Here is a 25,823-nt window from a genome sequence, read left to right as displayed (position 1 = left end):
TCCTTAGCCTGAAACAGGCTAAGGCGTGATACTTTCAACCACCACTGTTCAGCTTTTCAACCTTTCGTGGTCTGCGCATCCCATCCTGACAGGGCGTATTGAACGATATTCTCAAGCTCTGTGCGGCTGGTGCCATCGCGTGATTGCAGCACCATTCCGCCCTGTATCGCGAGAACATAGCGTGCCAGTCCGTTAACGTTCAGCGCGGCGTCCAATTCCCCCTCGGACACTGCTTGTGCAAAGCGTGTTTCTAGCTTTTTCAGCGCCTGCGCGCGCGCGTCCCGCACGATAGCGCCAAGGGTGGAATTCCCCTCTTCGCCGACGGCGGACAGCACCAGCATACAGCCGGGAGGATCGTCTGAGCCGTTCGCCCCGGTAAGCGCCGCGGCTGAATCCATCAGGTAGGCTTGAACGGCATCACGAGCCGTCCGGGCGCTATCGAAGCCCGCCCAAACGCGTGGGCCGTAGTGTTCGGCGTAATAGCGAACTGCTTCGGCGTACAGATCCTCTTTCGACCCAAACGCGGCATACAGGCTGGGCGATCCGATCCCCATTGCGGCAGTGAGATCGGACATTGAGGTGGCTGAAAAGCCCTTGTGCCAGAAAAGGTGAGTCGCCTTTTCCAGTGCTTTTTCGCGATCGAACGCACGCGGCCGCCCTTTGGCAGGGCGTTCCGTTGCTACGTTTTTAGGAGTAAATGAATTCTGCATCGTTCGTTACATAAATGGATTGACGGTTACCCAGAGGGCGTTTATAACATTATATATCAATCACTACAGAATAGGGTAAACGATGACCGAACTTGCAGGTAAAAAAGCACTGGTGACTGGCGCATCTCGCGGTATTGGTGCGGCCATTGCGCTTGAACTGGCGGAGAAAGGCGCAGATGTGGCGATCACCTACCAGAACTCTGAGGCACGGGCATTGGAGGTAGTGCGGGCGATTGAAGCCAAAGGCCGTCGCGCCTTCGCGATAAAGGCCGATAGCGCGGACGCCGAAGCCGTTGTGCGTTCGGTGAATGAGGCAGCAGACGCGCTGGGCGGTCTGGATATTCTCGTCAATAACGCGGGGATTGCCCGCGGCGGCATGCTGTCTCAGCTGAGCCTGGCGGATATTGATGACACGCTGAACGTGAATGTGCGTGCCGTGTTGCTGGCATCGCAAGCGGCGATCCCGCATTTAGGCCAGGGCGGTCGTATTATCTCGATAGGTTCGAGTGTCGCCGAGCGTGTTCCTATGCCGGGCATGTCGGTCTACGCGATGTCTAAATCGGCGCTACTGTCTTTCACCCGCGGGCTGGCGCGTGAGCTGGGGCCAAATGGCATCACCGTGAATCTGGTGCATCCGGGGTCAACCGATACCGATATGAACCCGGCTGACGGCGAGTATTCCGAGGCGCAGCGTTCGTCGATCGCACTGGGTCATTATGGCAAGCCTGAAGACATTGCGGCAGCCGTCGCGTTTCTGGCGAGTCCGGCAGCCCGACAAATTACGGGAACCGGGATCACGGTGGATGGCGGATCTAACGCCTAACGCGAGCTTTATCCTGTTTCATCTTGCCGAGGTGGGTAAGCCGCGTCGGCAGGACGATGTTCAGGCGGTGGCAGTCATTTACTGGTGGCTGCGGTATGATGCGAGTACACGATAACATTTGGTGAATACCGAATCGACGGCAGGTGTACGCGCTTATGAAAGTCACGCTTGAGGAACTTCAGGCTTTTGTGGTGGTGATCGACACCGGTTCGATCACGGCGGCAGCGGAACAGCTTGGGCAAACCACGTCGGGCATCAGTCGGGCGCTGCGGCGTCTGGAGGACAAGCTGGGGACGACGCTGTTGCATCGCACCACGCGACGCCTCTCGCTTTCTGAAGAGGGCATGATGTTTCTTGAGCACGCCCGTGGCGTGATTCACGCGGTGGAACATGCTGAAGAGCAGGTGCTGCTGCGCCATGAGCAACCTAGCGGGCGGCTGCGGATTAACTCAGGTTCGGCATTTATGCAGCATGTGATTGTGCCGCTGGTGCCGGAATTTCGCCGCCGCTATCCCAAGATCGTTCTTGAACTCAATACCGATGATTTCATTATTGATTTGCTTGAACAGCATACCGATATTGCCATTCGCATTGGCACGCTCAAAGACTCCACCATTCATGCCCGATCGCTCGGCGCAAGCAAGCTGCGAATCGTCGCCAGCCCTGACTATCTGGAGCAGTATGGAACACCTGCGACGGTCGAGTCATTGGCCAATCATCGTTGTCTGGGGTTTACTCAATCGGAGTCACTGAACCACTGGCCGCTCCGGCACGGGCTTCAGGATTTCTATCCCATCACGCCCACGCTGTCGGCATCAAACGGTGAGATATTGCGTCAGTTGGCGCTGCGGGGCGAAGGGATTGTGCGCATGTCCAACTTCCTGATTCGGGACGATTTGGCGGCGGGGCGACTGGTGCCGATCCTCACCGAAGAGACGGTGGACGCCAGCCTGCCGGTTTACGCGGTGTATTATCGCAATAGTCAGCTAGCGGCGCGTATTACCTGCTTTCTCGATTTTATGAGCGAACAACTCACGGAAAATCCGCTGTGAGGCGTGACCCACAGCGGTAGAGAGTCGGGGAAAACGCCGATCAGGCAAAGTGTTCGTCCAGATGCTGGCGGTAATTTGCAAGATAAGTCGGGACGTCCGGTTCTTTCATCACATCATTGCAGATGAAGGTCGGCAGTGGGGATAACCCGATGAACTGGTTCGCTTTATGGAACGGCAGATACACGCCGTCCACGCCCACACCGTGGAAGAACTGTTCGGGATCGTTGAAGGCCTCCAGCGGTGCATTCCACGTCAGAGACAGCATGTACTTGCGGCCTTGTAACAGCCCGCCTGAACCGTACTTCTTGCTGGCATCTGAACGGCTGCGACCATCGCTGGCATAAAGCGAACCGTGACCGGCGGTAAACACCTCATCGATGTATTTCTTCAGGATCCACGGCGTATCCATCCACCATCCGGGCATCTGGTAAATGATGGTGTCCGCCCACAGGTAGTTCTGAATTTCCTGTTCAATATCATAGCCGTTGTCCACGACCGTCACGCGGACGTCGTGACCTTTATCGCGCAGGAAACTGGCGGCGACATCGGTAAGGGTTTGGTTCAACTCTCCCTTGGAGTGGGCGAATGACTTGCCTGCGTTAATCAGCAAAATGTTCTGCATAGGTCTGTTCTCGAATCGGTTATCAACGAAGATGTTGTGCGTAGTCTAGAGCAGAGAGCAGTGCAGAAAAATGTGCGCTAGCGCATAACACTATTGACTGAATATCAACAATCAGAAGTAAGCGGATGTCATATTGAAATAATGTGGGTGAAGTAAAAAGGCAAGAGAATCCTTCCCTTGCCTTGTTCAGTGCGTTTAGCGAATCAATATAAATCGGCTTTTCCTATTGAGCCGAAGAGCGCCATTTTGTAGCGAATCACCTCTTTTGCCGCGTTAATCGGTTCCGGATAGATGGCATTAGGATCCCACCAGGTTTCACGACTGAGGATTTCCCGCGCTTTCTGGAAATAGGCGAATTTCATGTCGCTGGAGATATTGATTTTGCCCACGCCAAGCGTCACCGCTTCGGCAATTTCGGCGTCTGGGTTGGCGGAACCACCGTGCAGGACGAGTGGGATCGAAACCCGCTGCGAGATATCCCGCAGGATATGCATTTGCAGCTCTGGCTTCAGGTCTTTGGGATAGATGCCGTGCGCGGTGCCGATAGCGACGGCTAACGTATCAACGCCGGTCCGGTTAACGAAATCTTCCGCCTGCTCGGGATCGGTGTAGATTACTTTGCTGACGCCGCCTTCTATCGTGGTGCCGGTATCGCCAATCGTGCCTAATTCCCCCTCCACGGAAACGCCAACGGCATGCGCCAGCTTCACCACTTCGGTCGTGAGCGCCACGTTTTCTTCATAAGGCAGCAGCGAGCCGTCGATCATCACGGAGGTAAACCCGCACTGAATGGCGCGTAGAACGTGTGCGATCGACGCGCCATGATCGAGGTGAATGACAAACGGCACCGGGCTGCGCAGCGTTCTTTCTCGCACATAGGCGAAGAATTCATCGGTCACGAATTCCAGCTCGCTCGGGTGGATAGAGATAATGGCTGGGGTATGCGTTGCTTCTGCTTCTTCCACCACGGCGCGGATAAAACAGCTGTCGGCCACGTTAAAGGCGCCGATAGCGAAGCGATGCTCACGCGTGGGTTTTAGGATGTCGGTCATTGAAATCAACATGTTATGTCTCTCCTGTATCGAATAAAGGGCAAAGCGTTCCTGTACCAGTGGAAAACCACTGATGGCGAAAGTCGGTAAAGTGCGAACGGTCAGGCTTGGTTGGCGGAACCTGACCAACTGAGGTAATCGGCGACCACATCGCGGCAGGCAGATTCCATCGTCGCCAGCAGGTCGGACAGCTCTGTTGTCGGGTGCTGATGCAGCGCCTGCTGCAATGCGGTTTTGCCGGCCTCAAAAACGGCCGCGCCGACGTTGATTTTGGCGACGCCGTGGCGGCTGACGCGGCGAATGTCGTCGGCCTTGGTGCCGCTGCCGCCGTGCAGCGCCAGCGGCACGGTCGATGCCTGATGCAGGGCTTCGAGACGCTCAAAATTAATCTGTGGCGTCACCCCCGGTGGATAAATGCCGTGAGCGGTGCCGACCGACACGGCAAGCAGGTCGATACCGGTTTGGTGGATAAAGGGAGCGACGTCTTCCACCTGCGTCATTTTCACCGCGGCATCCTCTTGGTCGTAGACGGGCGCATCGGCGATATGCCCAAGCTCGCCTTCCACACAGACGCCCGCGGTCGCGGCGATGGTCACTACCTGCTGGGTGCGCAGGATGTTTTCTGCTAGCGGGTGGCTGGAGGCATCGATCATCAGTCCGGTAAAACCGGCGCGGAACGCCTGCCCAATCAGGCTGAAAGCTGTGCCGTGGTCCAGACTGAGCGCTACAGGAACAGTGGCCTGCTCGGCCAGCGCGTTGACCAGCGGCACCGCGAGATGCGGTGGAAAGTGTGCGCAGTGACCCTGATACACATTAAGAATCAGCGGCGCACGCTGTTTCTCGGCGGCGGCAATCGCCGCACGGGCGGTCTCCAGATTGAAACAGTTGATGGCGAGCACGGCATACTGCTGTTGATACGCGTCATCAATGAGGGCTTTCATTGCGGCATACATGGCGGCTCCTGTTATTCGAGAGTGAATTTAATGTCTTCGTCACGCACGCTGCTGTCGTCAACGTCGTCGAACTCTTCATCTGCCTGTGTGACGCGTTTCTTAATCAGCGACAGCATCACGCCGCAGATGACCGTACCGATACCGAGCGCTAGACAGAACATCAGCGGCTTGGTAAACAGCGGAACCACAAACATGCCGCCGTGTGGCACGGGCGCCTCCACGCCCCAGACCATAATGAGCCCGCCCGCAATGGCCGAGGCGACAACGCAGCTGGCGACGACTCTGAACAGGTCGCGTGCGGCAATCGGAATCACCCCTTCGGTAATCATGCAGATCCCCATCGGGAAGGCGGCTTTCAGCGCCTCTTTTTCAGCGCGGGTGTATTTGTAGCGGGTCAGTAGGAAGGACAGCGTGATGCCGAAAGGCGGAATCATTGAGCCGACAAATTTGACGGCTTCCGGCCCGTAGATGCCATCGACCAGCATGCCGTCCGCGAAGAGCGACATTGTTTTGTTCACCGGTCCGCCGAAATCGAAGGTTGCCATCGCCCCCAAAATCGCCCCCATCAGGAATTTCGAGCCGCCCTGCATGGATTCCAGCAGATGAATCAGCGCTTTTTGCAGCCAGACGATGGGCTGGCCGATAAACGTCATCATCAGTAGCCCGGCGATGATGGTGCTGAGTAGCGGCAGGATCATGACGGGCATCAGCCCCTGCATCGAGGTGGGCAGTTTGATGTAGCGGCGCAGCAGCAGCACGGTATAGCCGACTAAGAAGCCGCCGAGAATACCGCCGATAAACCCGGTTTGAATCTGGCCGCAGATAAAGCCCACGATCAGGCCGGGAGCGAAGCCGGGTCGGTCGGCAATGGAGTAAGCGATAGCGGCGCTGATCAGCGGCACAATCAGCCCCATGCCCCAGCCGCCGATCTGGTTGAGCATCCACGCTATGCTGCCGGTTTGCTTGCCGACATCCGGGCCGCCGATAACCTGACCGAGTGCAATACAGATCCCGGCGGCGACAATCAGCGGAATCATCCAGGAAATACCGGTAAGGAGATGCCGTTTTATTTCCTGTCCAACAGTGATTTTTCTGGTGTTCATTATGATTACCCCGAAAAATTAGCTATTCAGGCACCCGCTAAAGAACTAGCGACTTTTTCCAGAAATTTAATGGGAGATTTAATAACGACCTCCGTTTTTACCCGAACGACGGGTTTACCCTTAAATCGTTCTTCGCCTGTTATTTTGATATCGATGGCCAGAATAACGACATCGGCTGCGGCTATCTCCTCGGGCGTTAATTCATTTTCAGTGCCAATGGTGCCTTGGGTTTCCACTTTAATGGCGTAATTTAAGGCGTTCGCACCCTTAATGAGTTTCTCGCGTGCGATATAGGTATGCGCAATACCGGCCGTGCAGGCGGCAACACAAACAATATTCATTTTGAGCCTCGTCTTATGTCGGAGTGACGGGAGCTGTTTCTGCATACTGACTAAACAGCCGAATAATTTTATGGGGATCGGATTCGTCGAGCAGTTGGGCAATCACCTCATCATCGGCCAGTGCACTGGCAACCTGAGACAGCAGGCGAATATGTGTCGTGTTCTGATCTTCCAGACGCACGGCAAAAAGAATAATGCAGCGGACCTGGCTACCGTCCAGCGTCTCCCAGGGAATATCCTGACGGGTGCGGCCAATCGCGAGCGTGGTCTGTTTGACGGCAGAGGATTTCCCATGAGGGATCGCAATATGGTTTTCAAAACCGGTCGATCCTTCCGCTTCGCGTAACCAGACATCGTGAATAAAATCCTGTTTATTGGTAATGGCCCCATCGGCATACAGCAACTCGGTTAATTCATTAATGGCTTCGTCTTTACTGGTTGCGGACATGTTTAACTTCACGCGATTGGCATTCAGTATTTTATTGATATCCATTGATCACACCTCATCTATAAAATTAAAAAACTAACGTTAGGCCGATAATCAGTGAGGGACGGCCTGATGCAATTGATTAGCGATAACTTTTTCGGTAACGCGCTTAATGTCATCGTCATTAAAAAAGGCGGAAACATAGACGACGGGAATGTGTTGCTCTTCCAGATGAATCGTGGAAATAATCAGCTCAATCTCTTCCTGTTGGCAAAATGCCTGCATATTACTGGCAGAGATTACGCCAACAATAATCCAGTCAGGAAACGCGCGCAGAATACGGTTTTTCAACAGATGTGATGTTCCTACGCCGCTGGAACACACCACCAGAATACGTTTATGGGCAATTTGTCGTTCCAGCGCGGCTTGAAAATGAATGGTCAAATAGCCGACTTCATCCTCAGCGACCGGTTTTAATTGAAACCGCTGGCAGACTTCGCTCATGGCTTGCTGCGTCATTTCATAAATATCGATAAACTCGCTTTTGATATCGTCTAGTAACGGGTTGCGAATATGTATTTGATATTTTAATCGGTTCAGTAACGGCTTGATGTGAATAAGTAGCCCTTCATGTAATAACTTATCTGTGCGCAAGTCGACATTAATTAAATCAGAAAATATCTGCGTCAAGGCGCGCGTGATTCTGCGTGATTCACCGTTAGAGAATTGATAACGCAGCAGTTGGTTATTTTCCCGCTCCTCCATCACAATGCCTGATGAAATAATATATTGGTAAATGAACCAGACTTCATCCGAAGGCAGCGTGCTCTCGACCCGCTGCTCTATTTGGCTCACCATATTTTGAGCGATGGAGAAGATGCGGTTATCAACCTGCTGATGCACCGATTCTTCCGCCATCACTAATGCTTTTCCCTGCGCAATGCGGTGCATCATAATTAAGGTATGGGTGAAAATGTTGATGTAATAAGGCTCGCCGAGCGGATAAGAAAGCTGCCGCTCCATGCTCTGTAACAGCGATTCGACGAAGGACACGTCTTCTTCACCGAAATAATGAATCAGCGCCTTATAGCTGCCGGGGTCGAGACGAGAATGGCTAAGCGGGCCGGGTTCTTTATGGTGCATCACGTCATTAATGAGCGAGGCCATCGCCTGACGCACCTGATTTTCACTGCCTTCAATGTGCGTGCCGCTCTGGCTGCGCACTAGCGACAGCCCCAGCGGATGTAGCCAGCTTTCGATGATTTTCAGATCGTTAACGATAGAAGCGCTGCTGATAAAATAGCGCTCAGACAGCTTACTGATGGATGTTTCATGAGGCGTATCGCTTAACAGCTGCGAGGCAATTTTGACGCGGCGAGCATTGTTGATTAGGGCATCGGTGTCCCCGTCGTCCACGACAATTTGCTGTTCCAGCAACGCGAGGTGTCGGTCGTCATCCGTTGTTAACATAATGCCCGCACCGACCTTTTTGTCTGGATAAATATTCCAGACAGAAAGGAAGGCTTCAACAAATTGCATATCACGATAGACCGTTTTTTCCGACACATCCAGGTAATGTGCAATATCTCTAACCGTTACGTATCCCTGGTGTTGTAACAGATATTTCAATAAACGGTTCTGGCGGGAGGTGAGTGGCTGCATCATATTACCCTCATTTGTCTTTAGATTTTCTGATGCTTATCGAATTGATAATTTTTTCTAAATAATTTCCTGTTTTATTTTCTCTTTTGGTTTATTTAAATAGGATGCTGTAGTGATTAATCTAGTCGTGATAGTCGATAGGGACAATACTAAATGCTGTCCGCTGAATAGGACAAAATTAAAACATGGCGTTGACTGAATAGTAATTGAGATCGCGATCACGTTATTTAAGTCCGACATTTTCATCGGCATATTCATTATTTAATGCTGTGAAAATAACGATGTTGGCGTAATTAAACGGGCCGTGGCGGGAAGAGCGTGTAGAGGAAAATAAAAGGCAAGAAAGCCGCGGTTCGCATTCTTGCCTGAATGGTGGCGATACCGAATGAGGCATCGCCTGTTCAATGACAGCGTGAGTGATGCGGATTAGAAATCCACATTCACACCCAGCTGGAAGGAACGGCCAGGTTGCACGGAGAGGGCGCGGTCATACTGCCCCTGCCGATCGTTGGTTTCAATCTGACGGCTGCTGAGATAATCCCAATATTTACGGTCAGTCAGGTTATACACGCCACCGTTGACTTTCACGTTCTTGCTAATGCGATAGTAGGCGGTCAGATCAACCATGCCATAGCCGGGAATCCGCATATATTCGGTATTTGAGGTGGCGACCGCGTTGCCAGCATTGGTATAGCTTTCGCGGCTGGTATCCTTCGCCTGCTTCCCTTTCTGGAAGGTCGACGTCAGGGCAGCACCGTAGCGCTGAGCAGGATCGTCGTAGGCGATACCTATCACGGCTTTCATTGGCGCGACGCTGTCGAGATCGACATAGCGGTCGCCGAGGTAGCGCGATTGCGATTGGCCCTTGGTGTAGCCAAACGCCAGCGTGGTGCTGAGCCCATCGACCGCTGGGAACCAGGTGCCTAGCTGTATTTTGCTGCTGATTTCGCCGCCGTAGATATAAGCCTTATCACGGTTTTCTGCCTGATATATCGTACTGATATTACTTGGAACGTTGGTAAATTTATCGGGGTTAGCGCTACGGCGGTAGCGGGTATTGGCGATAAAGTTCTTATACGTGTTGTAGAACAGCGCCGTACGGAAGGTGATTCCCTCTGTCGCTTCCCCTTTTAATCCCCACTCTACGTTGTTGCTGGTTTCCGTTTTGAGGTCGCTATTACCGATAAAGGCATACTGGAACGGCCCGGCAAAGTTGGAATCCAGGTTGGTGCTGCCGTAAAGCTGGCTGGCATCCGGGAACTGCGCGCCACGGCGGTACTGCACATAGGTCGTCAGCGTCGGCGTGATGTCGTAGAGGAAACTCAGAGACGGCAGAACTTGCGTATCACTGTTGGCTTTGCCGTACAGTCTGTTGACATCGGATTCACTGATGACACTGCCGTCACCACTCAGGCGAGTCGTATTAGCCGGTTTGGTACGCTGATGGATGGCGCGCACGGCAGGCACAACCGAGAAGGCGTGCCCCGCCAGATCCCACGTAGCGGTATCCTGCACAAAGCCTCCAACGGTATAGCTGTTGCTATCGGCTTCCGGCTGCATGATGTTGTTGGCACCCGTTTGGTTAGGCGACTGCCTGAACGGACGCTCTGTTTTGCTTTGGCTGGCGTTAAGGCCCCAACTGAACTCGTGGCGATCCCAGCTTTTCACCATATGGGTATCGAATCCATAAGTGGTGACATTGTAGTCGGAATAGACCCGGTGGCTATCTGCCGCCGCCATCCCTGTGGTTGCGGGCAGCCAGGTATTGTCGTGTGATTCGCTGTTTTGGAAGTAAATGCGGCTATCAACCAAATCGACCAACGTGTTGTTAACGGGCGTCCAGCGATCTTTCAGGCTGGCGGTCCAACGGCGTGTCTGGCTGCTCTGTTGCGCTGTGCCGTAAATGGTGTTGTTGCCGCTTGGCAGACTACCCCAGTAGTCATAATGGGTGTGGTTGGTTTTATGGTAATAATCCAGCGTACCGGTGAGCTGATGCTCGTCGTTAGCCTGCCAAATGCCGGACGCTAAAATGGCGTTAGAGTGCCAGTTGGCGGGGTAAGCGGCGATCTCGTCGCTGTTATTACGTGTTTGCTGGCCGTCACGGCGGCTAAATACGACCACACCGCGCAGTTCGTCATCACCGCCTGCTGCCGTGATGCCATTGTGCCAACCGTGGTTGGCGGAGTCGTAGTCGCTCTGAAAACCGAAGTAGTCTTGCTTGCCTGCTTTCAGATAGTCATCGGCAGATTTGGGGCGAAAGGAGACGCTGCCTCCGAGTGCGTTGACCGTATTTTCTGCGGAGGTAACGCCCGACTCAATATCGACGCTGCTGTACAGGTAAGGGTCGATATAGTCGCGTCCCATCCCGAAGGTATTGAATCCGGCACGGCTGGCGTAGCTGCGGCCCGTGGCATTGGGCAGGGCGATACCATCGGTATCGATCGCAACACGGTTACTTTCAATGCCGCGAATGTTGTAGCCCGTGTAACCGCCGCGGTCGAAGCCGCTTTTCCCTGTATTACTGCCGCCGCTGGACCCGGTTGCGCTCACCAGGGGTTGATAACGCATGATCGTGCCGAAATTGTTGCCGCCTTCTCTTTGCATATCTGCGGCAGTCAGCGTCGTACTTGAACCGGCTTTTTTCTCGACTTTTGGCGAGTGAACCGTCATCACATCGTCAGTCTGTCCCGTTTTCGCCGCCGAATCGTCTTGGTTCTTCACGTTGAGTGCGTTGTTACCTGTGGTGCTATCCGCTGCCATGCTATTCAGCGCGACGCCAGTCAAGATGCCGGTGAGAAGAATTTTATTTAAATTCTTGTTAATTAACATAATGATACTCTGCTATAAGGTTGTTCTGGCCAGCGGCGTTGGGGAAACATGGCGTGCTGGTCGCTAACGTCTGCAAGGGAAATGCAAAACGGCGAATAACATTAATTATCATGTGGTAATGATAATTATTATCAATATGCTAAGCATTATCATCTGATGTTGCAACGATGATGAATAATTCTTAATGAAACGGTATGTTTGCTATCAAAACGGAAGCGACGGGCGATGAATCAATGAGGCGTAATGACATTACCGACTTACGAAACTGACTGCTCTGAGGGTTGATAGGGTATTTATATAGATGAAAATCTCTGCACTTAGGTCGAAGGCTCGGCGTAACACGCTTGAGGTTGAGCATATTCTTGCCGCAGCGAAAGCGCGTGTGCCAGGGTTACGCGATGAACTTAATCGGCTGTCCGATGAATTTGGCTGGTCTCACTCACCCTATTTGCCCGACGGCACACATGTTGTTCCGTTAGCGAAATGGGCTGAAATTGCAGGTGCTTATGCAGAAGAAGGAACTGACGCTCTCGGCGTCTTGGCGGCCGAACCTGACAATGCCGCGTATGTGATTGGCCTGCTTGAAGAACTTCGATCACACGCGGCGGTGAATGCATTGATGGCTTTCTTTGCTGGCGTCATGCAGGCACCTGAGTTAGCGCCCGAAACGGCATGGCGTCTTACTTCTACCTTTAACTTACTCCTGAGCATCAAAGACGGCGTTGTGGCGACGGACGAGCAGGCTGCGGCGGTGCGCGCTTTCCTGATGCGGCTGTTACCGCTGGCAACGTCGGAACACCAGACCTTCCTGATATTCTGTGCGCTCCGTGGCGTTGGCGATTCATCGTCTCTGGAACGGTTGTCAAACCATCGCGATCTGGTTTCACCGTATGAAACGATAAGGACGAGTACAATACGCGCTATTCGTCAGCGGCTGAAAAATCAACGCTGACTTTATTCTTTTACCACAATGACGAGATGACTAACGATGTCGATTGAAATCCCCAAATCCGTACTTCCATTGTTTCACGCAGCAGGCTGGCCACGTGCCGAAACGCAATCAATTCCGCCGTTTGTGCCTGAGAATCATCCGGCCTCTGCCATCCTGCTCACGTTCAGCGGGCTGACGGTTGGGGAGTGCGATGCAGGAGAAGAGTGTGCCACCAGCGATATCGTTTTTGGCGGCAAGGAAGGTTTGCAGCAGGATGAAACGCTGCTGGAATGGCAACGTATTCTGGACACAACGTTGATTCTTGTCGGCGAAACCCATCATGCGCACGGTGCTCTGCTGATGGATAACGTGGGAGTCTGCTACGGCATGAGCTTTGTAGATGATTCATTCTGGTTTGAAGGTGCGTCTTTCGGTGTCGCCGTTGAACGTATTCTGCTTGGCCGCAGGGGGAAAGAGATGCGGCGGCCAGACTAGCCGTCAATTTCCATCTATGGTGAAACGATTACCGCCGATCATCCGAGCGTTCATCGCTACCGCTAACGACTTTCTCCGGCAGCCGTCGGATTCACACCGATCATCGTCCGGGGTGATGATTTTCTGAGACGACAGCGTTCCCTGTAGCGTGATTGGCTGCGAATGGTTCCCTGTGACATCACCTCATCAGATAAGGTACTATTCCCGCCAAACATACCGCCGCTATGGCGTGCCGGAAAGCGTAACCATCGCGCCGCGATGTGAGGGAAGTGAGATAAATGAGTGAGATGACTCATGACGGCGCAGAAAGCCTTGCGCTGCGCACGTTTACCGAAAATGCATACCTAAATTATTCCATGTACGTCATCATGGACAGGGCATTGCCGTTCATTGGCGATGGCCTGAAGCCTGTGCAGCGTCGCATCGTGTATGCGATGTCCGAGCTGGGATTGAATGCCAGCGCCAAGTTTAAAAAATCCGCCCGTACCGTGGGTGACGTGCTGGGTAAATACCACCCGCACGGCGACAGCGCCTGCTATGAAGCGATGGTGCTGATGGCGCAGCCGTTCTCTTATCGCTATCCGCTGGTGGATGGTCAAGGGAACTGGGGGGCGCCGGACGATCCGAAATCCTTCGCCGCCATGCGTTATACCGAATCGCGGCTGTCTAAATATGCGGAACTGCTGCTGTCCGAACTCGGGCAGGGCACGGTCGATTACACCCCGAACTTTGACGGCACGATGCAAGAGCCGAAGATGCTGCCTGCGCGTCTGCCTAATATTCTGCTGAACGGCACCACCGGGATCGCCGTCGGCATGGCCACGGACATACCGCCGCACAACGTGCGTGAAGTCGCCGCCGCCGCCGTGATGCTGCTGGAAAATCCGAAGGCCTCGCTGGAAGAGTTATTGCAGCATGTTCAAGGGCCGGATTTCCCGACGGAAGCCGAAATCATCACGCCACGCGATGAAGTGCGCAAACTCTACCAGAATGGCCGTGGTTCCGTGCGTATGCGCGCGGTGTGGAAGAAAGAAGACGGTGATGTCGTGATTACCGCGCTGCCACATCAGGTTTCCGGTGCCAAAGTGCTGGAGCAGATTGCCAGCCAGATGCGTGCGAAGAAGCTGCCGATGGTCGAAGACCTGCGTGATGAATCCGATCACGAGAATCCAACCCGTCTGGTGCTGGTGCCGCGCTCGAACCGGATCGATATGGATCAGGTGATGAACCACCTGTTCGCCACGACCGATCTGGAAAAAAGCTATCGCGTTAACATGAACATGATCGGTCTGGATGGTCGTCCTAGCGTGAAAGGGCTGGTCGAGATCCTGAGCGAATGGCTGGTCTTCCGTCGTGACACCGTGTGTCGCCGCCTGAACTACCGTCTGGAAAAAGTGCTCAAGCGCCTGCATATCCTTGAAGGTTTGCTGATCGCGTTCCTGAATATTGATGAAGTCATTCATATCATCCGCACGGAAGATGAGCCGAAGCCCGTTCTGATGCGCCAGTTCAGCCTGAGTGAAACACAGGCCGAAGCGATCCTGGAGCTGAAATTACGTCATTTGGCCAAGCTGGAAGAGGTGAAAATCCGCGGTGAGCAGGGTGATTTGGCAAAAGAGCGCGATCAGCTTCAAGCACTGTTGGCGTCAGACCGTAAGCTCAGCAACCTGATTAAGAAAGAAATTCAGTCCGATGCGCAAGCCTATGGTGACGATCGTCGTTCTCCGCTGCGTGAGCGTGGCGAAGCGAAAGCGATGAGCGAGCACGACTTTGTGCCGTCCGAACCGGTTACCATTGTGCTGTCGGAAATGGGCTGGGTACGTAGCGCGAAAGGGCATGATATCGATCCTGCCGGACTGAGTTATAAAGCGGGCGATAGCTTCCGTGCCGCTGCGAAAGGCAAGAGCAATCAGCCCGTGGTGTTCATTGACTCCACTGGCCGCAGCTATGCGCTGGATCCGATCACGCTGCCTTCTGCACGCGGTCAGGGTGAGCCGCTGACGGGCAAACTCACGCCGCCGCCGGGCGCGACGATTGAACAGGTGCTGATGGCCGCAGACGATCAGCCGCTGCTGATGGCATCCGATGCAGGCTACGGCTTCGTGTGTACCTTCAACGATCTGGTCGCGCGTAACCGCGCGGGTAAAGCGATTATTACGCTGCCGGATAACGCGAAGGCGCTGGCACCGATCGAGATTAACGGCGACGACAACCTGCTGATGGCGATCACCGCCGCAGGCAGAATGCTACTGTTCCCTGTCTCCGACCTGCCACAGCTGTCGAAAGGCAAGGGCAACAAGATTGTGTCCATCTCCTCGGCTGATTTTGCGGAAGGTAAAGACCGCCTGACCTGGCTGTATCTGCTGCCACCACAGGCTTCAGTCACGCTGTACTTCGGTAAGCGTAAGCTGGTGCTGCGTCCAAACGAGCTTCAGAAGTATCAGGGCGAGCGTGGGCGGAAAGGCACGTTGCTGCGTGGGCTACAGCGCATCGACCGAATTGAGGTGGATGCACCGCAGCAAATTAGCACCGGCAGCAGCGAAGAATAACGCCTCCGTATTGTCTTGTGCATGTTGAGAAAGGCGGTGTCATACCGCCTTTCTTTAGTTTCCAGTTGCCATCCTGCCGCAAATTGAATCACCGTGTGTTTTAGCGCGGAATCGCTATACTAGCGGCGGCTGTCGGCTAATGAGGTTGCTATGTTATCCATTTTGCGTTTTTTTATTGTCATTATATTTTCGATTTTGATCTGTATTTTTGGCTTGTTTTACTGCCTGTTCAGCCCTCGAAATCCCCGCCATGTCGCGACCTTCGGCCATCTTTTTGGTCGCTTGTCCGTGGTGTTTGGCCTGAAAGTAGAAATGCGGATACCGGAAGAAGCTGCGCATTACGGCAACTGCATCTATATCGCGAATCATCAGAACAACTACGATATGGTCACGGTATCTAGCGCGGTTCAGCCTCGTACCGTTACTGTAGGCAAGAAAAGCCTGCTGTGGATCCCGTTCTTCGGGCCACTGTATTGGCTGACGGGTAACTTGCTGATTGACCGTGAAAACCGCGCTAAAGCGCATGGCACCATTGCCCAGGTTGTGAAGCATATTAAAGAACGCAACACGTCTATCTGGATGTTCCCCGAAGGTACGCGCAGCCGTGGACGCGGCCTGATGCCCTTCAAAACCGGTGCCTTTCATGCCGCGATTAGCGCAGACGTGCCGGTTGTGCCGATTTGCGTTTCTACGACCAGCAATAAGGTGAAGTTGAACCGCTGGAATAACGGACTCGTTATCGTAGAAATGTTGCCACCCATCGATACCCGCGCATATACCAAAGAGCAGGTTCGCGAGCTGGCTGCACATTGCCATGATGTGATGGCTGCCAAGATTGCGGAACTGGATGCGGAAGTCGCGGCGCGCGAAGCAGCAGACAAAAAATAAAATTATCCCATCGAGTTACTCTATTATTTCTTCCGATTGTCTATTCAAGAACGAATCGGAAGATAAACTTTGCTTACGGTTTATTGGATTTACGGAGTCATTATGTCACTCAGCCGACGTCAGTTTATTCAGGCATCGGGCATTGCATTATGTGCGGGTATGACGCCACTGGCAGCTAAAGCCAGTGGGAATCCCGGCGCATTGCCGATACCGCCATTACTGGAGTCGCGCCGAGGCCAGCCTCTTTTTCTGACCATGCAGCGTGCTCATTGGGCATTCTCCGGTGACCGTAAGACCTCCATTTGGGGAATCAATGGCCGCTATTTAGGGCCGACGGTGCGAGTGTATGACGGCGACGACGTTAAGCTGATTTACAGTAACCGCCTGAATGAGCCTGTCGCGATGACGATCGGCGGGTTGCAGGTGCCGGGGCCGCTGATGGGTGGCGCGGCTCGTATCATTTCTCCAGGAAACGACTGGTCACCGGTGTTGCCCGTTCGTCAGCCCGCGGCGACCTGCTGGTATCATGCGAATACGCCGAACCGCATGGCCCCGCATATCTATAACGGGCTGGCTGGGCTATGGCTGGTGGAAGACAGCACCAGTAAATCCCTACCGCTTCCCAATCACTACGGTGTCGATGATTTCCCGTTGATTATTCAGGATAAACGACTGGATAACTTTGGTGTCCCTCTCTATAACCCGCCTTCTAACGGTGGGTTCGTGGGGGACTCGCTGCTCGTCAACGGCGTGCAAAATCCCTTTGTTGAAGTGTCCCGTGGTTGGGTTCGCCTGAGACTGTTGAACGCCTCGAACTCCCGGCGTTACGTGATGCGGTTGAGCGATGGGCGAGCGATGCATGTGATCGCCAGCGATCAAGGGCTGCTACCGGCACCGATGGCGGTGAACCAGCTTTCTCTCGCACCCGGCGAACGGCGCGAAATTCTGGTCGACATGTCGCAAGGCGAAGAAGTTACGCTAACGGCAGGTGAGTCGGCTGGGATTATGGATCGTCTGCGCGGGCTGTTTGAGCCTTCCAGCATCCTGATTTCGACTCAAATACTTACGCTGAAGCCGACGGGGCTGTTGCCATTAGTCACGGATAACCTGCCGATGCGTTTGCTGGCCGACAACATCATTGAAGGCAGCATCAGCCGCACGCGCGAATTCCGTCTGGGTGACAGTTTGCCCGGCATCAACGGCGCGATGTGGGACATGACGCGTGCCGATGTACAAACCCAGCTTGGTCGCTGTGAGCGCTGGATTATCCACGCCGACACGGCGCAGGCCTTCCACATTCAGGGCGTCAAGTTCCTGGTGCGCAGCGCGAATGGTAGACCACCGGCGGTGGAAGACAGCGGCTGGAAAGATACGGTGTGGGTGGATAACGATGTCGAGCTGCTGGTTTATTTCACGCAGCCTTCCTCACTGGCGTTCCCTTTCCTGTATTACAGCCAGACGTTGGAACTGGCCGATCGCGGCTCGACGGGACAGCTCATCGTACAGTCTGCGATGTAAACCAACCTATAGCCTGCCAGCTTCTCCGCGTGACCTCTCCGCCGTGACAAATGTGACGGCTGCCGCGTCTGACGCGCCGCTCGCTCGTCAGACGGCAACGCTTCCGAGACTTATCTGTTTCTTAATGTGATCCACCTCTATTCAGACAAACCAAAATTAAAGATGCTAAGCCGTGCGGACGATACCTTATATATTGATGTTGCTATTAATTAAGGGTGAATTGCGTTTTGCGTCGCGTGCTGTTTCGGGTCTGATTCGTGCTAAAAGAACATCTTTTATTACAACAATGTCAAAGTCCGAACGTTTCGTTTCGCCATGAAATCAGGTTCACTTTCTGTTTTAACCTGTACGTAGCCAGAACGCTGCGTCACTAAAAGGGCTGCACTATGCGGGAATTACTGCTTTGGGTCAGAGATCAGCTGGCTGGAGCGCCGTCGGCGCCTCGCTACATGCAGCTCGCGTCGTTGCTTGAATCAGAAATCAGCCGTCGTAAGACGTTATCCGGCCAGTTCTTACCCGCCGAAAGACTGATTGCGCAGCAGTTGGGATTATCGCGCGTAACGGTTTCCCGTTCCCTGTCACTGCTGGAAGAAAAAGGGCTGATTGTGCGCCAGCAAGGGGTGGGAACCCGCGTGGCTCAACGGCTTAACTACGCGTTGAGCGCCGAGGATGAAGGGTTCACCGCGCTGATATTGAAACAAGGCGGCGTCGCTGGCAGCCTCTGGTTAGAAAAAGCAATACAGGTTCCACCCGCCGCCATCGCCGCGAAAATGTCTCTGCCGGAAGGCGAGGCCGTCACCTATCTGCGACGCGTCCGGCTCAGCAATGGCGAACCCGTTTCGCTGGAAACCACCTGGATACCGCAAGAATTCCTACCTGATCCCGAAGCGCTTGAGCAGTCTCTCTATCAATATTGGATGACGCGTGGCATCACGCCGGACAAAAAACGCTATCGTTTCAAAGCGATTGCCTATACGGCAGAAATCGCTGCGCTTCTTGGTATCGCGGCGGAGGCTCCAGCGCTGTATTGCGAACTGCATGTTTATAACGAACGGGGTGAACTGCTGGAATACAGCGAAGCACATTGCCGTAGTGATGTGTATGAGATTCAGTTTGCTGATTAGGATAAGAAGAAAAATGCCAGCCCGGTGAAGGCTGGCATCGAAGGCAGATTAGTCGTTTCTCGGTTCGTCAGGGTCTGATCCCAGACGTTTCCCGGAGTCCAGCTTGGCAATTTCACTGAGCTCGTCTTTATCCAGGCGGAAATCAAACACCTCGAAGTTTTCCTTGATACGCGATGGCGTGACCGATTTAGGAATCACCACCAGCCCACTGTCCAGATGCCAGCGGATCACGATCTGTGCCGGCGTTTTGCCGTATTTTGTCGCCAGTTTACGGATAATCGGATGGTCGAAGACGCCTTCGCCGCCCTGCGCCAGCGGGCTCCAGGATTCTGTCTGGATATGGTGGGTAGCATTCCAGGCGTGGAGCTGTCTTTGCTGAAGAAGAGGGTGTAGCTCGACCTGATCGATGACCGGCAGTACGCCTGTTTCTTCTTTTAGCCGCTGTAAGTGGTGAATATGGAAATTACTGACGCCGATACTTTTCGCCAGACCCTGTTCCTGGAGTTTGATGAGTCCGCGCCAGGCATCCACGAAGGTGTTCTGTTGCGGGAGCGGCCAGTGAATCAGGTAGAGATCGATATAATCTAACCGAAGTTTTCTCAGGCTCTCTTCCAGCGCTTTTTGGGGATCGGTGTGATCGCCATTCCAGAGCTTAGTGGTGATGAACACCTCTTCACGCGGCAAGTTCGCGGAACTCAGTGCCTGACCAACGGCCTCCTCGTTCTTATAAATCGCGGCGGTATCGATCGCCCGATAACCGATGGACAATGCTTCAGTCACGGCGATCACCGTGTCCTCACTGCTTGCTCGCCAGACACCAAGGCCCAACTGGGGCATGATATTGCCGTCCGCCAGCTTAACTTTCGGTTGCGTCATCTCATTCTCCTTTTATATCCGTTAATCCATAAAAGTATCATAGGGTTAACTGGATGGGCGACCTGTTCATATCACGAAAATAGGGCAACGTGATCCCTCTCAGGAACAGGCATATGATTTCATTCTAGTAGAAAAATTCGTCGGCTATACATTGCATGATGATAAAGGGAGCCGATTGGCTCCCTTTAACAGACACAGCATTGAGGGTATATCATCTGATATAGGCGTGGTTTAAACGATAGCGTTTTCTCCTGTCACTCGAATGATTTGGGTCAGAGGCGCTTAACGCGCCGCCTCGTAAATCTTCTGGCTTTCTTCCAGCGTGATGTCGCGATGCTCGCCCAGAGCCGTCAGGCCGTGCTCGCTGAGTTTGGCCACCATTGTCGGAATGGAGCTGCCATCCAACTGATAGTCAGACAGGCGGGTCGGCACGCCCATTGTCTCGAAGAAGTCACGCGTAGCGGCAATCGCGCCGTCGATGCGTTGATCTTCGCTACCGTCACGCAGGTTCCAGACGCGCTCAGCGTATTGCAGCAGCTTGTCGCGCTTCTGGGCTTTTCTTGCCGCCAGCATGGCGGGCAGAACGATAGCCAGCGTCTGGGCATGGTCAAGGCCGTGCAGCGCCGTTAATTCGTGTCCCAGCATGTGGGTTGACCAGTCCTGTGGCACGCCTGCGCCAATCAGGCCGTTCAACGCCATGGTGGCGCTCCACATCACATTGGCTCTGACCTTGTAGTTCTCCGGTTCAGCCAGTGCGCGCGGGCCTTCTTCAACCAGCGTCAGCAGTAAACCTTCCGCAAAACGGTCCTGTACTTTGGCATCGACGGAATACGTCAGGTATTGCTCAACGGTGTGAACGAAGGCATCGACTACGCCGTTCGCGATCTGGCGAGCGGGCAGGGTGTAGGTTACGACCGGATCGAGCACGGCGAACAGCGGCTGCGTGTGGCGTGAGCGGAAAGCGAGCTTATCGTTGGTCGATTTACGCGTGATGACCGCACCATTGTTGGATTCCGAACCGGTCGCAGGCAGGGTGAGCACAGCCGCCATCGCAACGCCGCGATCGATTTCTGCGCCACCGGTTTGCAGAATATGCCACGGGTCTTGCGCGGCCTGATAATCTGCGGCGGCAGCGATAAATTTCGTGCCGTCGACGACAGATCCACCGCCAACTGCCAGCAGGAAGTCAATCTTCTCCGCCCGAACGACCTCGACGGCTTTCATCAGCGTTTCGTAAGTCGGGTTCGGCTCAATGCCGGAAAATTCGCGGACATTGCGGCCTTGTAAGGCGCGATAGACCTGATCCAGCACGCCATTGTGCTTCACGCTGCCGCCGCCGTAGGTGATGAGGATACGGGCATCGGCAGGAATTTCTTTGCCTAATTCAGCAATCTGGCCTTCGCCAAACAAAATCTTGGTAGGGGTATGGAGTGTGAAATTTAGCATAGGTTATTTGTCCAGTTTAAAGCCCTGTTGGAGGATCGCGGGCAAGACTTTCGGGAAGTAAATGTGCTGATAGTAGCTGGCGGTGTTATCACCCCAGTTGTCGCCGTCTGTGCGGCTGGTTTGCTGCCAGTGTGCCACCAGCGTTTGGTTATATTGCTCAATCGCCGCAGGCAGAACGTCCTGATGATAGGTTTCATCATGGCGGAAGGAATTCAGCGGCAGGCGCGGTTTCTGATGCGCCGGGGTATCCACGTAGCCGATCGCGACGCCTGCAACGGGGAACGTCAGTTCAGGCAGTTCCAGAAAGTCGATCATCGCCTGTGGGTCGCGACGAATACCGCCAATTGGGACGATGCCCAGTCCAAACGAGCGTGCGGCGGCCATCAGCGTGCCGAGCGCGATGCCGACATCCGTTGTGCCGGAAATCAGGCTTTCGAGGCTTTCATGCGCGTGCTGTTGCTTGTCGCTCATGGCAATCCCGACCTGCGTTTTATGCATGTCCAGCACCACGGTAATGAAGACCGGTGCCTGGGCAATCCACGGCTGGCCGCCAGCCAATTCGGCAATGTGCGCTTTGCGTTGCGGGTCGCGGGTGACGATGAGCGAGACCTGTTGAGAGTTCACGGAGGTTGGTGCCAGATGCGCGGACTGAATAATGGCATCCAGCACGTCATCGGGAATCGCTTTATCAAGATAGCTACGTTCACTGCGGTGTGAGGTGAACAGCTCAATCGTTTTATTCATGTCTTTTCCCGTGGGATGAGGGGATGGCGGTATGCTCAATATTGTCATCAACCTACGTAAGACGTTCAATGCACATTTCTGTCTGGTTGTTGCCTATTTCTCCAAAATATAGGAGAAAAGGGTGATAATAGTTCGCAGGTATGTCATTTTGTTTCTTCTGTCAGGAGAGGGGCTTCGGACAGGAAAAGCGAACCCGTAGCGAGAGAACACCATTTTGACGCAAACCCAATGCATGTTGACGGAAAGCCAAGGCGAGCGGCTTGTTCAGAAAACAATAGTTCAGGAGCCAGCAGAACAGACGGTGCGGCAGCGTATTGTGCAGCAGGCAATACGCTGTTCAACCAAAAGCTGGGCTACGCCTTCGCTCGTCCCGCAGGTCAGAATTCTTTATACGGAACAGCACCATCCGCGTGTGCCGGTGATGTATGAGCCGACGATCGTCATCATTTTTCAGGGCCAAAAGATTGGTTATCTGGGCGGGAAAACGTTCCAGTATGACCCGGAAAACTACCTGTTGATGACCGTGCCGCTGCCGTTCGAATGTGAAACGATAGCCAGCGTTGAACACCCGCTGGTGGGGATGGCGATCCGTATTGATATCCAGATGCTTCAGGATTTGCTGATCGACATCGGTGATGACGACAGTGCGATCCGCCCCTGTGCCTGCACGTGTGGAGTGAACAGCGTGCCGTTGACCAATGAGATTCTGTGCGCCGTTGAACGGCTGCTGGATGCGATGGATAACCCGCGTGATGCCCGCGTGCTGGGCCCGGCGATTGTGCGCGAGATTATCTATCATATGCTCTGCGGTGAACGCGGTGCGGCGTTACAGGCGCTGGTGAATCGGCATACGCACTTCAGCCAGATTGCCAAGTCTCTGCGACGTATTGAAAACCACTATGCCGATAGCCTGAATGTGGAACAGCTGGCGGCTGAAGTGAACATGAGCGTCTCGGCGTTTCATCACAACTTCAAAGCCGTCACCAACACATCACCGTTGCAGTACCTGAAATCCTATCGCTTGCATAAAGCGCGTGTGCTGATGATCAGCGAGGGGCTGAGAGCGGGCGTTGCGGCGGCTCGCGTCGGGTATGAGAGCGTGTCGCAGTTTAGCCGGGAATTTAAGCGCTATTTCGGCGCGACGCCGAGCGATGAAGTCACGAGAGTAAAGGCCAGTAACCTGGCGGTTGAGGAAAGCTGAAGACGTGAAGAAAGCGTGCCGTTGCCCGATTAGGCGACCGCACGTTTTTTGCGCCACACCATGACAGCCATGCCAATCAGGCCGCTAACCAGCAAAATAATCGGGAGCAGGATCAGCGCGGTCATCACCTGATCTTCATAGCGTTTGACCAGCGGAATGTGGCTGAGCGCATAGCCGAGCGTGACAATCCCCCCGACCCACAGCAGCCCGCTGAGCCAGTTGAAAATCTGAAAACGTGTATTGTTTAACCCGGAAATGCCCGCCATCGTTGGCAGCAGCGTGCGGATGAACGCTAAAAAGCGGCCAACCAGCAGCGCCATCAGGCCGTGGCGGTGAAACAAGTTATGAGCACGCTGGTGGTAATGGGCAGGAAGCTGCAACAGCCAACCTTTTACCAAGCGCGTATCACTCAGCCAGCGCCCTTGAAGGTAGCTGAGCCAGCAGCCGAGGCTGGCGGCGATGGTGAGCAGAATCATGGTAGGGAAAAAGCTCATCACGCCTTTGGCAATCATGGCACCCGTGAGCAGCAACAGGCTATCGCCAGGCAGAAAAGAGGCAGGGAGCAGGCCGTTCTCCAGAAACAGTGTCGTGAACAGAATGCCGTAAACCACCCAAACAACGTGGGGATCGGCCAGTGCACTAAAATCCTGCTGCCAGAGCGCCTGAATAATGTCGTGAACCACACTCATATTACTTCCCGCCAGTGACGATATTCACTATCTCTCAGGCTGCGGCGTGGGACGCTGGGCTACCTGAAATCTACTGCTTATCAAGCCCTAAAATCGGTATGGGCAAAACGCCTTGCCGCATAATGAGAATGCGACAGGGCTTAATGCTTAATTTTGGTTAAGGTAACGCGGTTTTTGGTAAGCGTTGACTCATTATTATCATAACGCATTACCCACCGCGCCGCAGGGGAAATCAAGACGCGGCGGCTTTATGGCCGTCACACTTTCTCTATTTTGTTTCCTACCTGTATTTATTTCCTGTCGTTTGGCTAACTGAGCCCACTGACGACTTGCCAGACTAAGCGCTCAGTCTGCTGAAACCCGCGGCCAGATCGTCAATCAGATCGTCACTGTCTTCAAGTCCAATATGTAACCGAATAAGAGTGCCGGTAAAATCCACGCCGCCAGCAGGGCGGATGGCAGCCAGATCTTCCGGCTGATTCGCCAAAATTAGCGATTCAAAGCCGCCCCAGGAGTACGCCATGCTGAAGTGCTCAAAGTTGTCCAGATAGTGCGCCAACGCTTCTTTGCTCAATTTCTCTTTCAACACAAAGGAGAACAAGCCGTTGCAGCCCTTAAAGTCGCGGACATAGAATTCATGCCCTTTGCACTCTGGTAAGGCAGGGTGGTTAACCACCGCGACTTCGGGTTGCTCCGACAGCCATTTCGCAATGCGGATGCTGCTTTCCTGATGCTGTTTGAGTCTCACGCCCAATGTGCGCAGGCCACGGCTGGCGAGATAAGCGGTATCGGCATCAACCATTTGTCCCATCAGGTAAGAGTGTTCACGCAGCTGTGCCCAGCAGCGTTCGTTAGCAACTGCCGTGCCTATCATGGCATCGGAATGGCCGACGATATATTTGGTGGCGGACTGAATGGAGATATCAATATCAAAGTCGAATGCTCTGAATAAAATGCCTGCCGCCCAGGTATTATCAATCATGACAATAATATCGGGATTGATACGGCGCACAGCTTGTACGATGGCTGGCACATCGTGTACTTCCATCGTGATGGAGCCGGGCGATTCGAGAAAGACCACTTTGGTATTAGGCTGGATCAGCTCGGCAATATCGGCACCGATCAGCGGGTTAAAGTAGGTGGTGCTAACGTTCATTTTGCTGAGGACTTTATTGCAGAAACCCTGCGTGGGTTCATAGGCCGAACCGGTCACCAGCACATGATCGCCTGCTGAGACGAAAGAAAGAATGGCGTTAGAGATAGCTGCTGCACCGCACGGGTACAACACACAGCCCGCGCCGCCTTCCAGTTCAACCATCGCTTCCTGAAACGAAAAGTGGGTCAGCGTACCGCGGCGGCCATAGAACAGCGCCCCCTTTGCTCGGTTAATCGTGGCGTTTTTTTTGTCCTGCACGGTATCGAATACCAGAGAGGACGCGCGCTGAATAACGGGGTTGACGGAGCCGTGGGTGAATTTCTTGCTGCGTCCTGCGGCGACTAATGCTGTTGCCGTTTTTTTGCTTGTCATAACCACTATCACCTTTTCTGTTCAGTTCTGCCGGATGACTCACTACGCCGACGATTCCCCACGGCGAACGCGGAGGGAATGGCGGGGCGGGGCATGATTGGATTTATAAGCGTTCGATTGATGAGGTCTACGTTATCACGGCTTGGGCGGCGTGTGGGCGGGTTTTGTCACCGCGGAAAAATGCTCCGCACTGCTGGCATTCCCGTGGAGAACGGGCTTTCTGCCCGTTTTGTGGTGAGAAGGTCGGAAGTAGGTGAAAA

24 protein-coding genes are annotated in these 25,823 nt (G+C 53.9%); 10 read left to right on the top strand and 14 right to left on the bottom strand.

Annotated features, from left to right (window positions below):
- Positions 1–56: 56 nt before the first annotated feature.
- A complete protein-coding gene (locus QWJ20_RS09045) occupies positions 57–710 on the bottom strand; it encodes a TetR/AcrR family transcriptional regulator (RefSeq protein WP_433992338.1) in 654 nt (217 codons plus the stop codon).
- Positions 711–792: 82 nt separating this feature from the next.
- On the opposite strand from QWJ20_RS09045, the gene QWJ20_RS09040 reads away from it, so the two are divergent.
- The 3 genes from QWJ20_RS09040 to QWJ20_RS09030 are packed head-to-tail and all read left to right on the top strand — an operon-like array spanning position 793 to position 2,585.
- A complete protein-coding gene (locus QWJ20_RS09040; RefSeq protein WP_095993485.1) occupies positions 793–1,533 on the top strand; it encodes a 3-oxoacyl-ACP reductase family protein in 741 nt (246 codons plus the stop codon).
- The gene (locus tag QWJ20_RS09035) at positions 1,514–1,648 is read left to right on the top strand and encodes a hypothetical protein (protein ID WP_433992337.1); all 135 of its coding nucleotides are present in this window, start codon (positions 1,514–1,516) and stop codon (positions 1,646–1,648) included. Before QWJ20_RS09040 ends, QWJ20_RS09035 begins: the two co-directional genes overlap by 20 nt.
- A gap of 40 nt (positions 1,649–1,688) precedes the next feature.
- Positions 1,689–2,585, top strand: a complete 897-nt coding sequence (locus QWJ20_RS09030) for a LysR family transcriptional regulator (RefSeq protein WP_226308201.1) — start codon at positions 1,689–1,691, stop codon at positions 2,583–2,585.
- A gap of 40 nt (positions 2,586–2,625) precedes the next feature.
- Here the strand turns inward: QWJ20_RS09030 and QWJ20_RS09025 are convergent, their stop codons facing one another.
- The 8 genes from QWJ20_RS09025 to QWJ20_RS08990 all read right to left on the bottom strand — a co-directional run bounded on the left by QWJ20_RS09025 (position 2,626) and on the right by QWJ20_RS08990 (position 11,574).
- Positions 2,626–3,207 (bottom strand): NAD(P)H-dependent oxidoreductase, encoded by a 582-nt coding sequence (locus QWJ20_RS09025; RefSeq protein WP_433992336.1) that lies wholly within the window; start codon positions 3,205–3,207, stop codon positions 2,626–2,628.
- A 203-nt stretch (positions 3,208–3,410) separates the two neighbouring features.
- Positions 3,411–4,271 (bottom strand): ketose-bisphosphate aldolase, encoded by an 861-nt coding sequence (locus QWJ20_RS09020; RefSeq protein ID WP_095993488.1) that lies wholly within the window; start codon positions 4,269–4,271, stop codon positions 3,411–3,413.
- Between the two features lie 89 nt (positions 4,272–4,360).
- Positions 4,361–5,212: a class II fructose-bisphosphate aldolase gene (locus QWJ20_RS09015; protein ID WP_433992335.1), complete on the bottom strand. Its 852-nt coding sequence runs from the start codon at positions 5,210–5,212 to the stop codon at positions 4,361–4,363.
- Positions 5,213–5,223: 11 nt separating this feature from the next.
- Positions 5,224–6,315 carry a PTS fructose transporter subunit IIC gene (locus tag QWJ20_RS09010; RefSeq protein WP_010280227.1) on the bottom strand — a complete coding sequence of 364 codons (1,092 nt, stop codon included), beginning with the start codon at positions 6,313–6,315 and terminating at the stop codon, positions 5,224–5,226.
- A 26-nt stretch (positions 6,316–6,341) separates the two neighbouring features.
- Positions 6,342–6,656: a PTS fructose transporter subunit IIB gene (locus tag QWJ20_RS09005; RefSeq protein WP_010280229.1), complete on the bottom strand. Its 315-nt coding sequence runs from the start codon at positions 6,654–6,656 to the stop codon at positions 6,342–6,344.
- 13 nt (positions 6,657–6,669) lie between these two features.
- Positions 6,670–7,149, bottom strand: a complete 480-nt coding sequence (locus QWJ20_RS09000) for a PTS sugar transporter subunit IIA (RefSeq protein WP_109410559.1) — start codon at positions 7,147–7,149, stop codon at positions 6,670–6,672.
- Between the two features lie 48 nt (positions 7,150–7,197).
- Complete coding sequence (locus QWJ20_RS08995; protein WP_433992334.1) at positions 7,198–8,748, bottom strand: BglG family transcription antiterminator; 1,551 nt, start codon at positions 8,746–8,748, stop codon at positions 7,198–7,200.
- Between the two features lie 423 nt (positions 8,749–9,171).
- Complete coding sequence (locus QWJ20_RS08990) at positions 9,172–11,574, bottom strand: TonB-dependent hemoglobin/transferrin/lactoferrin family receptor (RefSeq protein WP_433992333.1); 2,403 nt, start codon at positions 11,572–11,574, stop codon at positions 9,172–9,174.
- A 301-nt stretch (positions 11,575–11,875) separates the two neighbouring features.
- Here QWJ20_RS08990 and QWJ20_RS08985 point away from each other — a divergent pair, with 301 nt between their 5' ends.
- The 6 genes from QWJ20_RS08985 to QWJ20_RS08960 all read left to right on the top strand — a co-directional run bounded on the left by QWJ20_RS08985 (position 11,876) and on the right by QWJ20_RS08960 (position 19,079).
- On the top strand, positions 11,876–12,526 hold the full coding sequence (locus QWJ20_RS08985) for a hypothetical protein (RefSeq protein WP_433992332.1): 651 nt from the start codon (positions 11,876–11,878) through the stop codon (positions 12,524–12,526).
- A 36-nt stretch (positions 12,527–12,562) separates the two neighbouring features.
- Positions 12,563–13,000, top strand: a complete 438-nt coding sequence (locus QWJ20_RS08980; protein ID WP_433992331.1) for an SUKH-3 domain-containing protein — start codon at positions 12,563–12,565, stop codon at positions 12,998–13,000.
- A gap of 278 nt (positions 13,001–13,278) precedes the next feature.
- Entirely contained in the window at positions 13,279–15,549 is a 2,271-nt protein-coding gene (gene parC, locus QWJ20_RS08975) for a DNA topoisomerase IV subunit A (protein WP_127157069.1), read from the top strand.
- 150 nt (positions 15,550–15,699) lie between these two features.
- Complete coding sequence (locus QWJ20_RS08970) at positions 15,700–16,437, top strand: 1-acylglycerol-3-phosphate O-acyltransferase (protein ID WP_039482176.1); 738 nt, start codon at positions 15,700–15,702, stop codon at positions 16,435–16,437.
- A 102-nt stretch (positions 16,438–16,539) separates the two neighbouring features.
- Complete coding sequence (gene ftsP, locus QWJ20_RS08965; protein ID WP_039482173.1) at positions 16,540–17,955, top strand: cell division protein FtsP; 1,416 nt, start codon at positions 16,540–16,542, stop codon at positions 17,953–17,955.
- A gap of 386 nt (positions 17,956–18,341) precedes the next feature.
- On the top strand, positions 18,342–19,079 hold the full coding sequence (locus QWJ20_RS08960; RefSeq protein WP_433992330.1) for a GntR family transcriptional regulator: 738 nt from the start codon (positions 18,342–18,344) through the stop codon (positions 19,077–19,079).
- 48 nt (positions 19,080–19,127) lie between these two features.
- Here QWJ20_RS08960 and dkgA read toward each other — a convergent pair whose 3' ends face one another.
- The 3 genes from dkgA to QWJ20_RS08945 all read right to left on the bottom strand — a co-directional run bounded on the left by dkgA (position 19,128) and on the right by QWJ20_RS08945 (position 22,145).
- Positions 19,128–19,955, bottom strand: a complete 828-nt coding sequence (gene dkgA / locus QWJ20_RS08955; RefSeq protein ID WP_095701347.1) for a 2,5-didehydrogluconate reductase DkgA — start codon at positions 19,953–19,955, stop codon at positions 19,128–19,130.
- 282 nt (positions 19,956–20,237) lie between these two features.
- Positions 20,238–21,401 carry an alcohol dehydrogenase gene (yqhD, locus tag QWJ20_RS08950; protein ID WP_433992329.1) on the bottom strand — a complete coding sequence of 388 codons (1,164 nt, stop codon included), beginning with the start codon at positions 21,399–21,401 and terminating at the stop codon, positions 20,238–20,240.
- Between the two features lie 3 nt (positions 21,402–21,404).
- Positions 21,405–22,145, bottom strand: coding sequence for an NADPH-dependent oxidoreductase (locus QWJ20_RS08945; RefSeq protein WP_174871753.1), 741 nt, complete (start codon positions 22,143–22,145; stop codon positions 21,405–21,407).
- A 232-nt stretch (positions 22,146–22,377) separates the two neighbouring features.
- Between QWJ20_RS08945 and QWJ20_RS08940 the strand changes: the two genes are divergently transcribed.
- Positions 22,378–23,346 (top strand): AraC family transcriptional regulator, encoded by a 969-nt coding sequence (locus QWJ20_RS08940; RefSeq protein WP_433992402.1) that lies wholly within the window; start codon positions 22,378–22,380, stop codon positions 23,344–23,346.
- A gap of 29 nt (positions 23,347–23,375) precedes the next feature.
- Here QWJ20_RS08940 and QWJ20_RS08935 read toward each other — a convergent pair whose 3' ends face one another.
- Positions 23,376–24,035: a DedA family protein gene (locus QWJ20_RS08935; RefSeq protein WP_039482158.1), complete on the bottom strand. Its 660-nt coding sequence runs from the start codon at positions 24,033–24,035 to the stop codon at positions 23,376–23,378.
- A 337-nt stretch (positions 24,036–24,372) separates the two neighbouring features.
- The gene (gene metC / locus QWJ20_RS08930; protein WP_433992328.1) at positions 24,373–25,563 is read right to left on the bottom strand and encodes a cystathionine beta-lyase; all 1,191 of its coding nucleotides are present in this window, start codon (positions 25,561–25,563) and stop codon (positions 24,373–24,375) included.
- Positions 25,564–25,823 lie beyond the last annotated feature (260 nt).

The sequence above is a fragment of the Pectobacterium sp. S5 genome, from assembly GCF_051707265.1.
In the GTDB taxonomy this organism is placed as follows: domain Bacteria; phylum Pseudomonadota; class Gammaproteobacteria; order Enterobacterales; family Enterobacteriaceae; genus Pectobacterium; species Pectobacterium polare.
The sequence above is the reverse complement of the archived record's forward strand: the minus strand, read 5'-3'. Positions and strand labels throughout refer to the sequence as shown.

Excerpts from the sequence above, each read along its gene's own strand:
- QWJ20_RS09045 (WP_433992338.1), bottom strand. The coding sequence starts at position 710 with ATGCAGAATTCATTTACTCCTAAAAACGTAGCAACGGAACGCCCTGCC.
- QWJ20_RS09040 (WP_095993485.1), top strand. The coding sequence starts at position 793 with ATGACCGAACTTGCAGGTAAAAAAGCACTGGTGACTGGCGCATCTCGC.
- QWJ20_RS09035 (WP_433992337.1), top strand. The coding sequence starts at position 1,514 with ATGGCGGATCTAACGCCTAACGCGAGCTTTATCCTGTTTCATCTTGCC.
- QWJ20_RS09030 (WP_226308201.1), top strand. The coding sequence starts at position 1,689 with ATGAAAGTCACGCTTGAGGAACTTCAGGCTTTTGTGGTGGTGATCGAC.
- QWJ20_RS09025 (WP_433992336.1), bottom strand. The coding sequence starts at position 3,207 with ATGCAGAACATTTTGCTGATTAACGCAGGCAAGTCATTCGCCCACTCC.
- QWJ20_RS09020 (WP_095993488.1), bottom strand. The coding sequence starts at position 4,271 with ATGTTGATTTCAATGACCGACATCCTAAAACCCACGCGTGAGCATCGC.
- QWJ20_RS09015 (WP_433992335.1), bottom strand. The coding sequence starts at position 5,212 with ATGTATGCCGCAATGAAAGCCCTCATTGATGACGCGTATCAACAGCAG.
- QWJ20_RS09010 (WP_010280227.1), bottom strand. The coding sequence starts at position 6,315 with ATGAACACCAGAAAAATCACTGTTGGACAGGAAATAAAACGGCATCTC.
- QWJ20_RS09005 (WP_010280229.1), bottom strand. The coding sequence starts at position 6,656 with ATGAATATTGTTTGTGTTGCCGCCTGCACGGCCGGTATTGCGCATACC.
- QWJ20_RS09000 (WP_109410559.1), bottom strand. The coding sequence starts at position 7,149 with ATGGATATCAATAAAATACTGAATGCCAATCGCGTGAAGTTAAACATG.
- QWJ20_RS08995 (WP_433992334.1), bottom strand. The coding sequence starts at position 8,748 with ATGATGCAGCCACTCACCTCCCGCCAGAACCGTTTATTGAAATATCTG.
- QWJ20_RS08990 (WP_433992333.1), bottom strand. The coding sequence starts at position 11,574 with ATGTTAATTAACAAGAATTTAAATAAAATTCTTCTCACCGGCATCTTG.
- QWJ20_RS08985 (WP_433992332.1), top strand. The coding sequence starts at position 11,876 with ATGAAAATCTCTGCACTTAGGTCGAAGGCTCGGCGTAACACGCTTGAG.
- QWJ20_RS08980 (WP_433992331.1), top strand. The coding sequence starts at position 12,563 with ATGTCGATTGAAATCCCCAAATCCGTACTTCCATTGTTTCACGCAGCA.
- parC (WP_127157069.1), top strand. The coding sequence starts at position 13,279 with ATGAGTGAGATGACTCATGACGGCGCAGAAAGCCTTGCGCTGCGCACG.
- QWJ20_RS08970 (WP_039482176.1), top strand. The coding sequence starts at position 15,700 with ATGTTATCCATTTTGCGTTTTTTTATTGTCATTATATTTTCGATTTTG.
- ftsP (WP_039482173.1), top strand. The coding sequence starts at position 16,540 with ATGTCACTCAGCCGACGTCAGTTTATTCAGGCATCGGGCATTGCATTA.
- QWJ20_RS08960 (WP_433992330.1), top strand. The coding sequence starts at position 18,342 with ATGCGGGAATTACTGCTTTGGGTCAGAGATCAGCTGGCTGGAGCGCCG.
- dkgA (WP_095701347.1), bottom strand. The coding sequence starts at position 19,955 with ATGACGCAACCGAAAGTTAAGCTGGCGGACGGCAATATCATGCCCCAG.
- yqhD (WP_433992329.1), bottom strand. The coding sequence starts at position 21,401 with ATGCTAAATTTCACACTCCATACCCCTACCAAGATTTTGTTTGGCGAA.
- QWJ20_RS08945 (WP_174871753.1), bottom strand. The coding sequence starts at position 22,145 with ATGAATAAAACGATTGAGCTGTTCACCTCACACCGCAGTGAACGTAGC.
- QWJ20_RS08940 (WP_433992402.1), top strand. The coding sequence starts at position 22,378 with ATGTTGACGGAAAGCCAAGGCGAGCGGCTTGTTCAGAAAACAATAGTT.
- QWJ20_RS08935 (WP_039482158.1), bottom strand. The coding sequence starts at position 24,035 with ATGAGTGTGGTTCACGACATTATTCAGGCGCTCTGGCAGCAGGATTTT.
- metC (WP_433992328.1), bottom strand. The coding sequence starts at position 25,563 with ATGACAAGCAAAAAAACGGCAACAGCATTAGTCGCCGCAGGACGCAGC.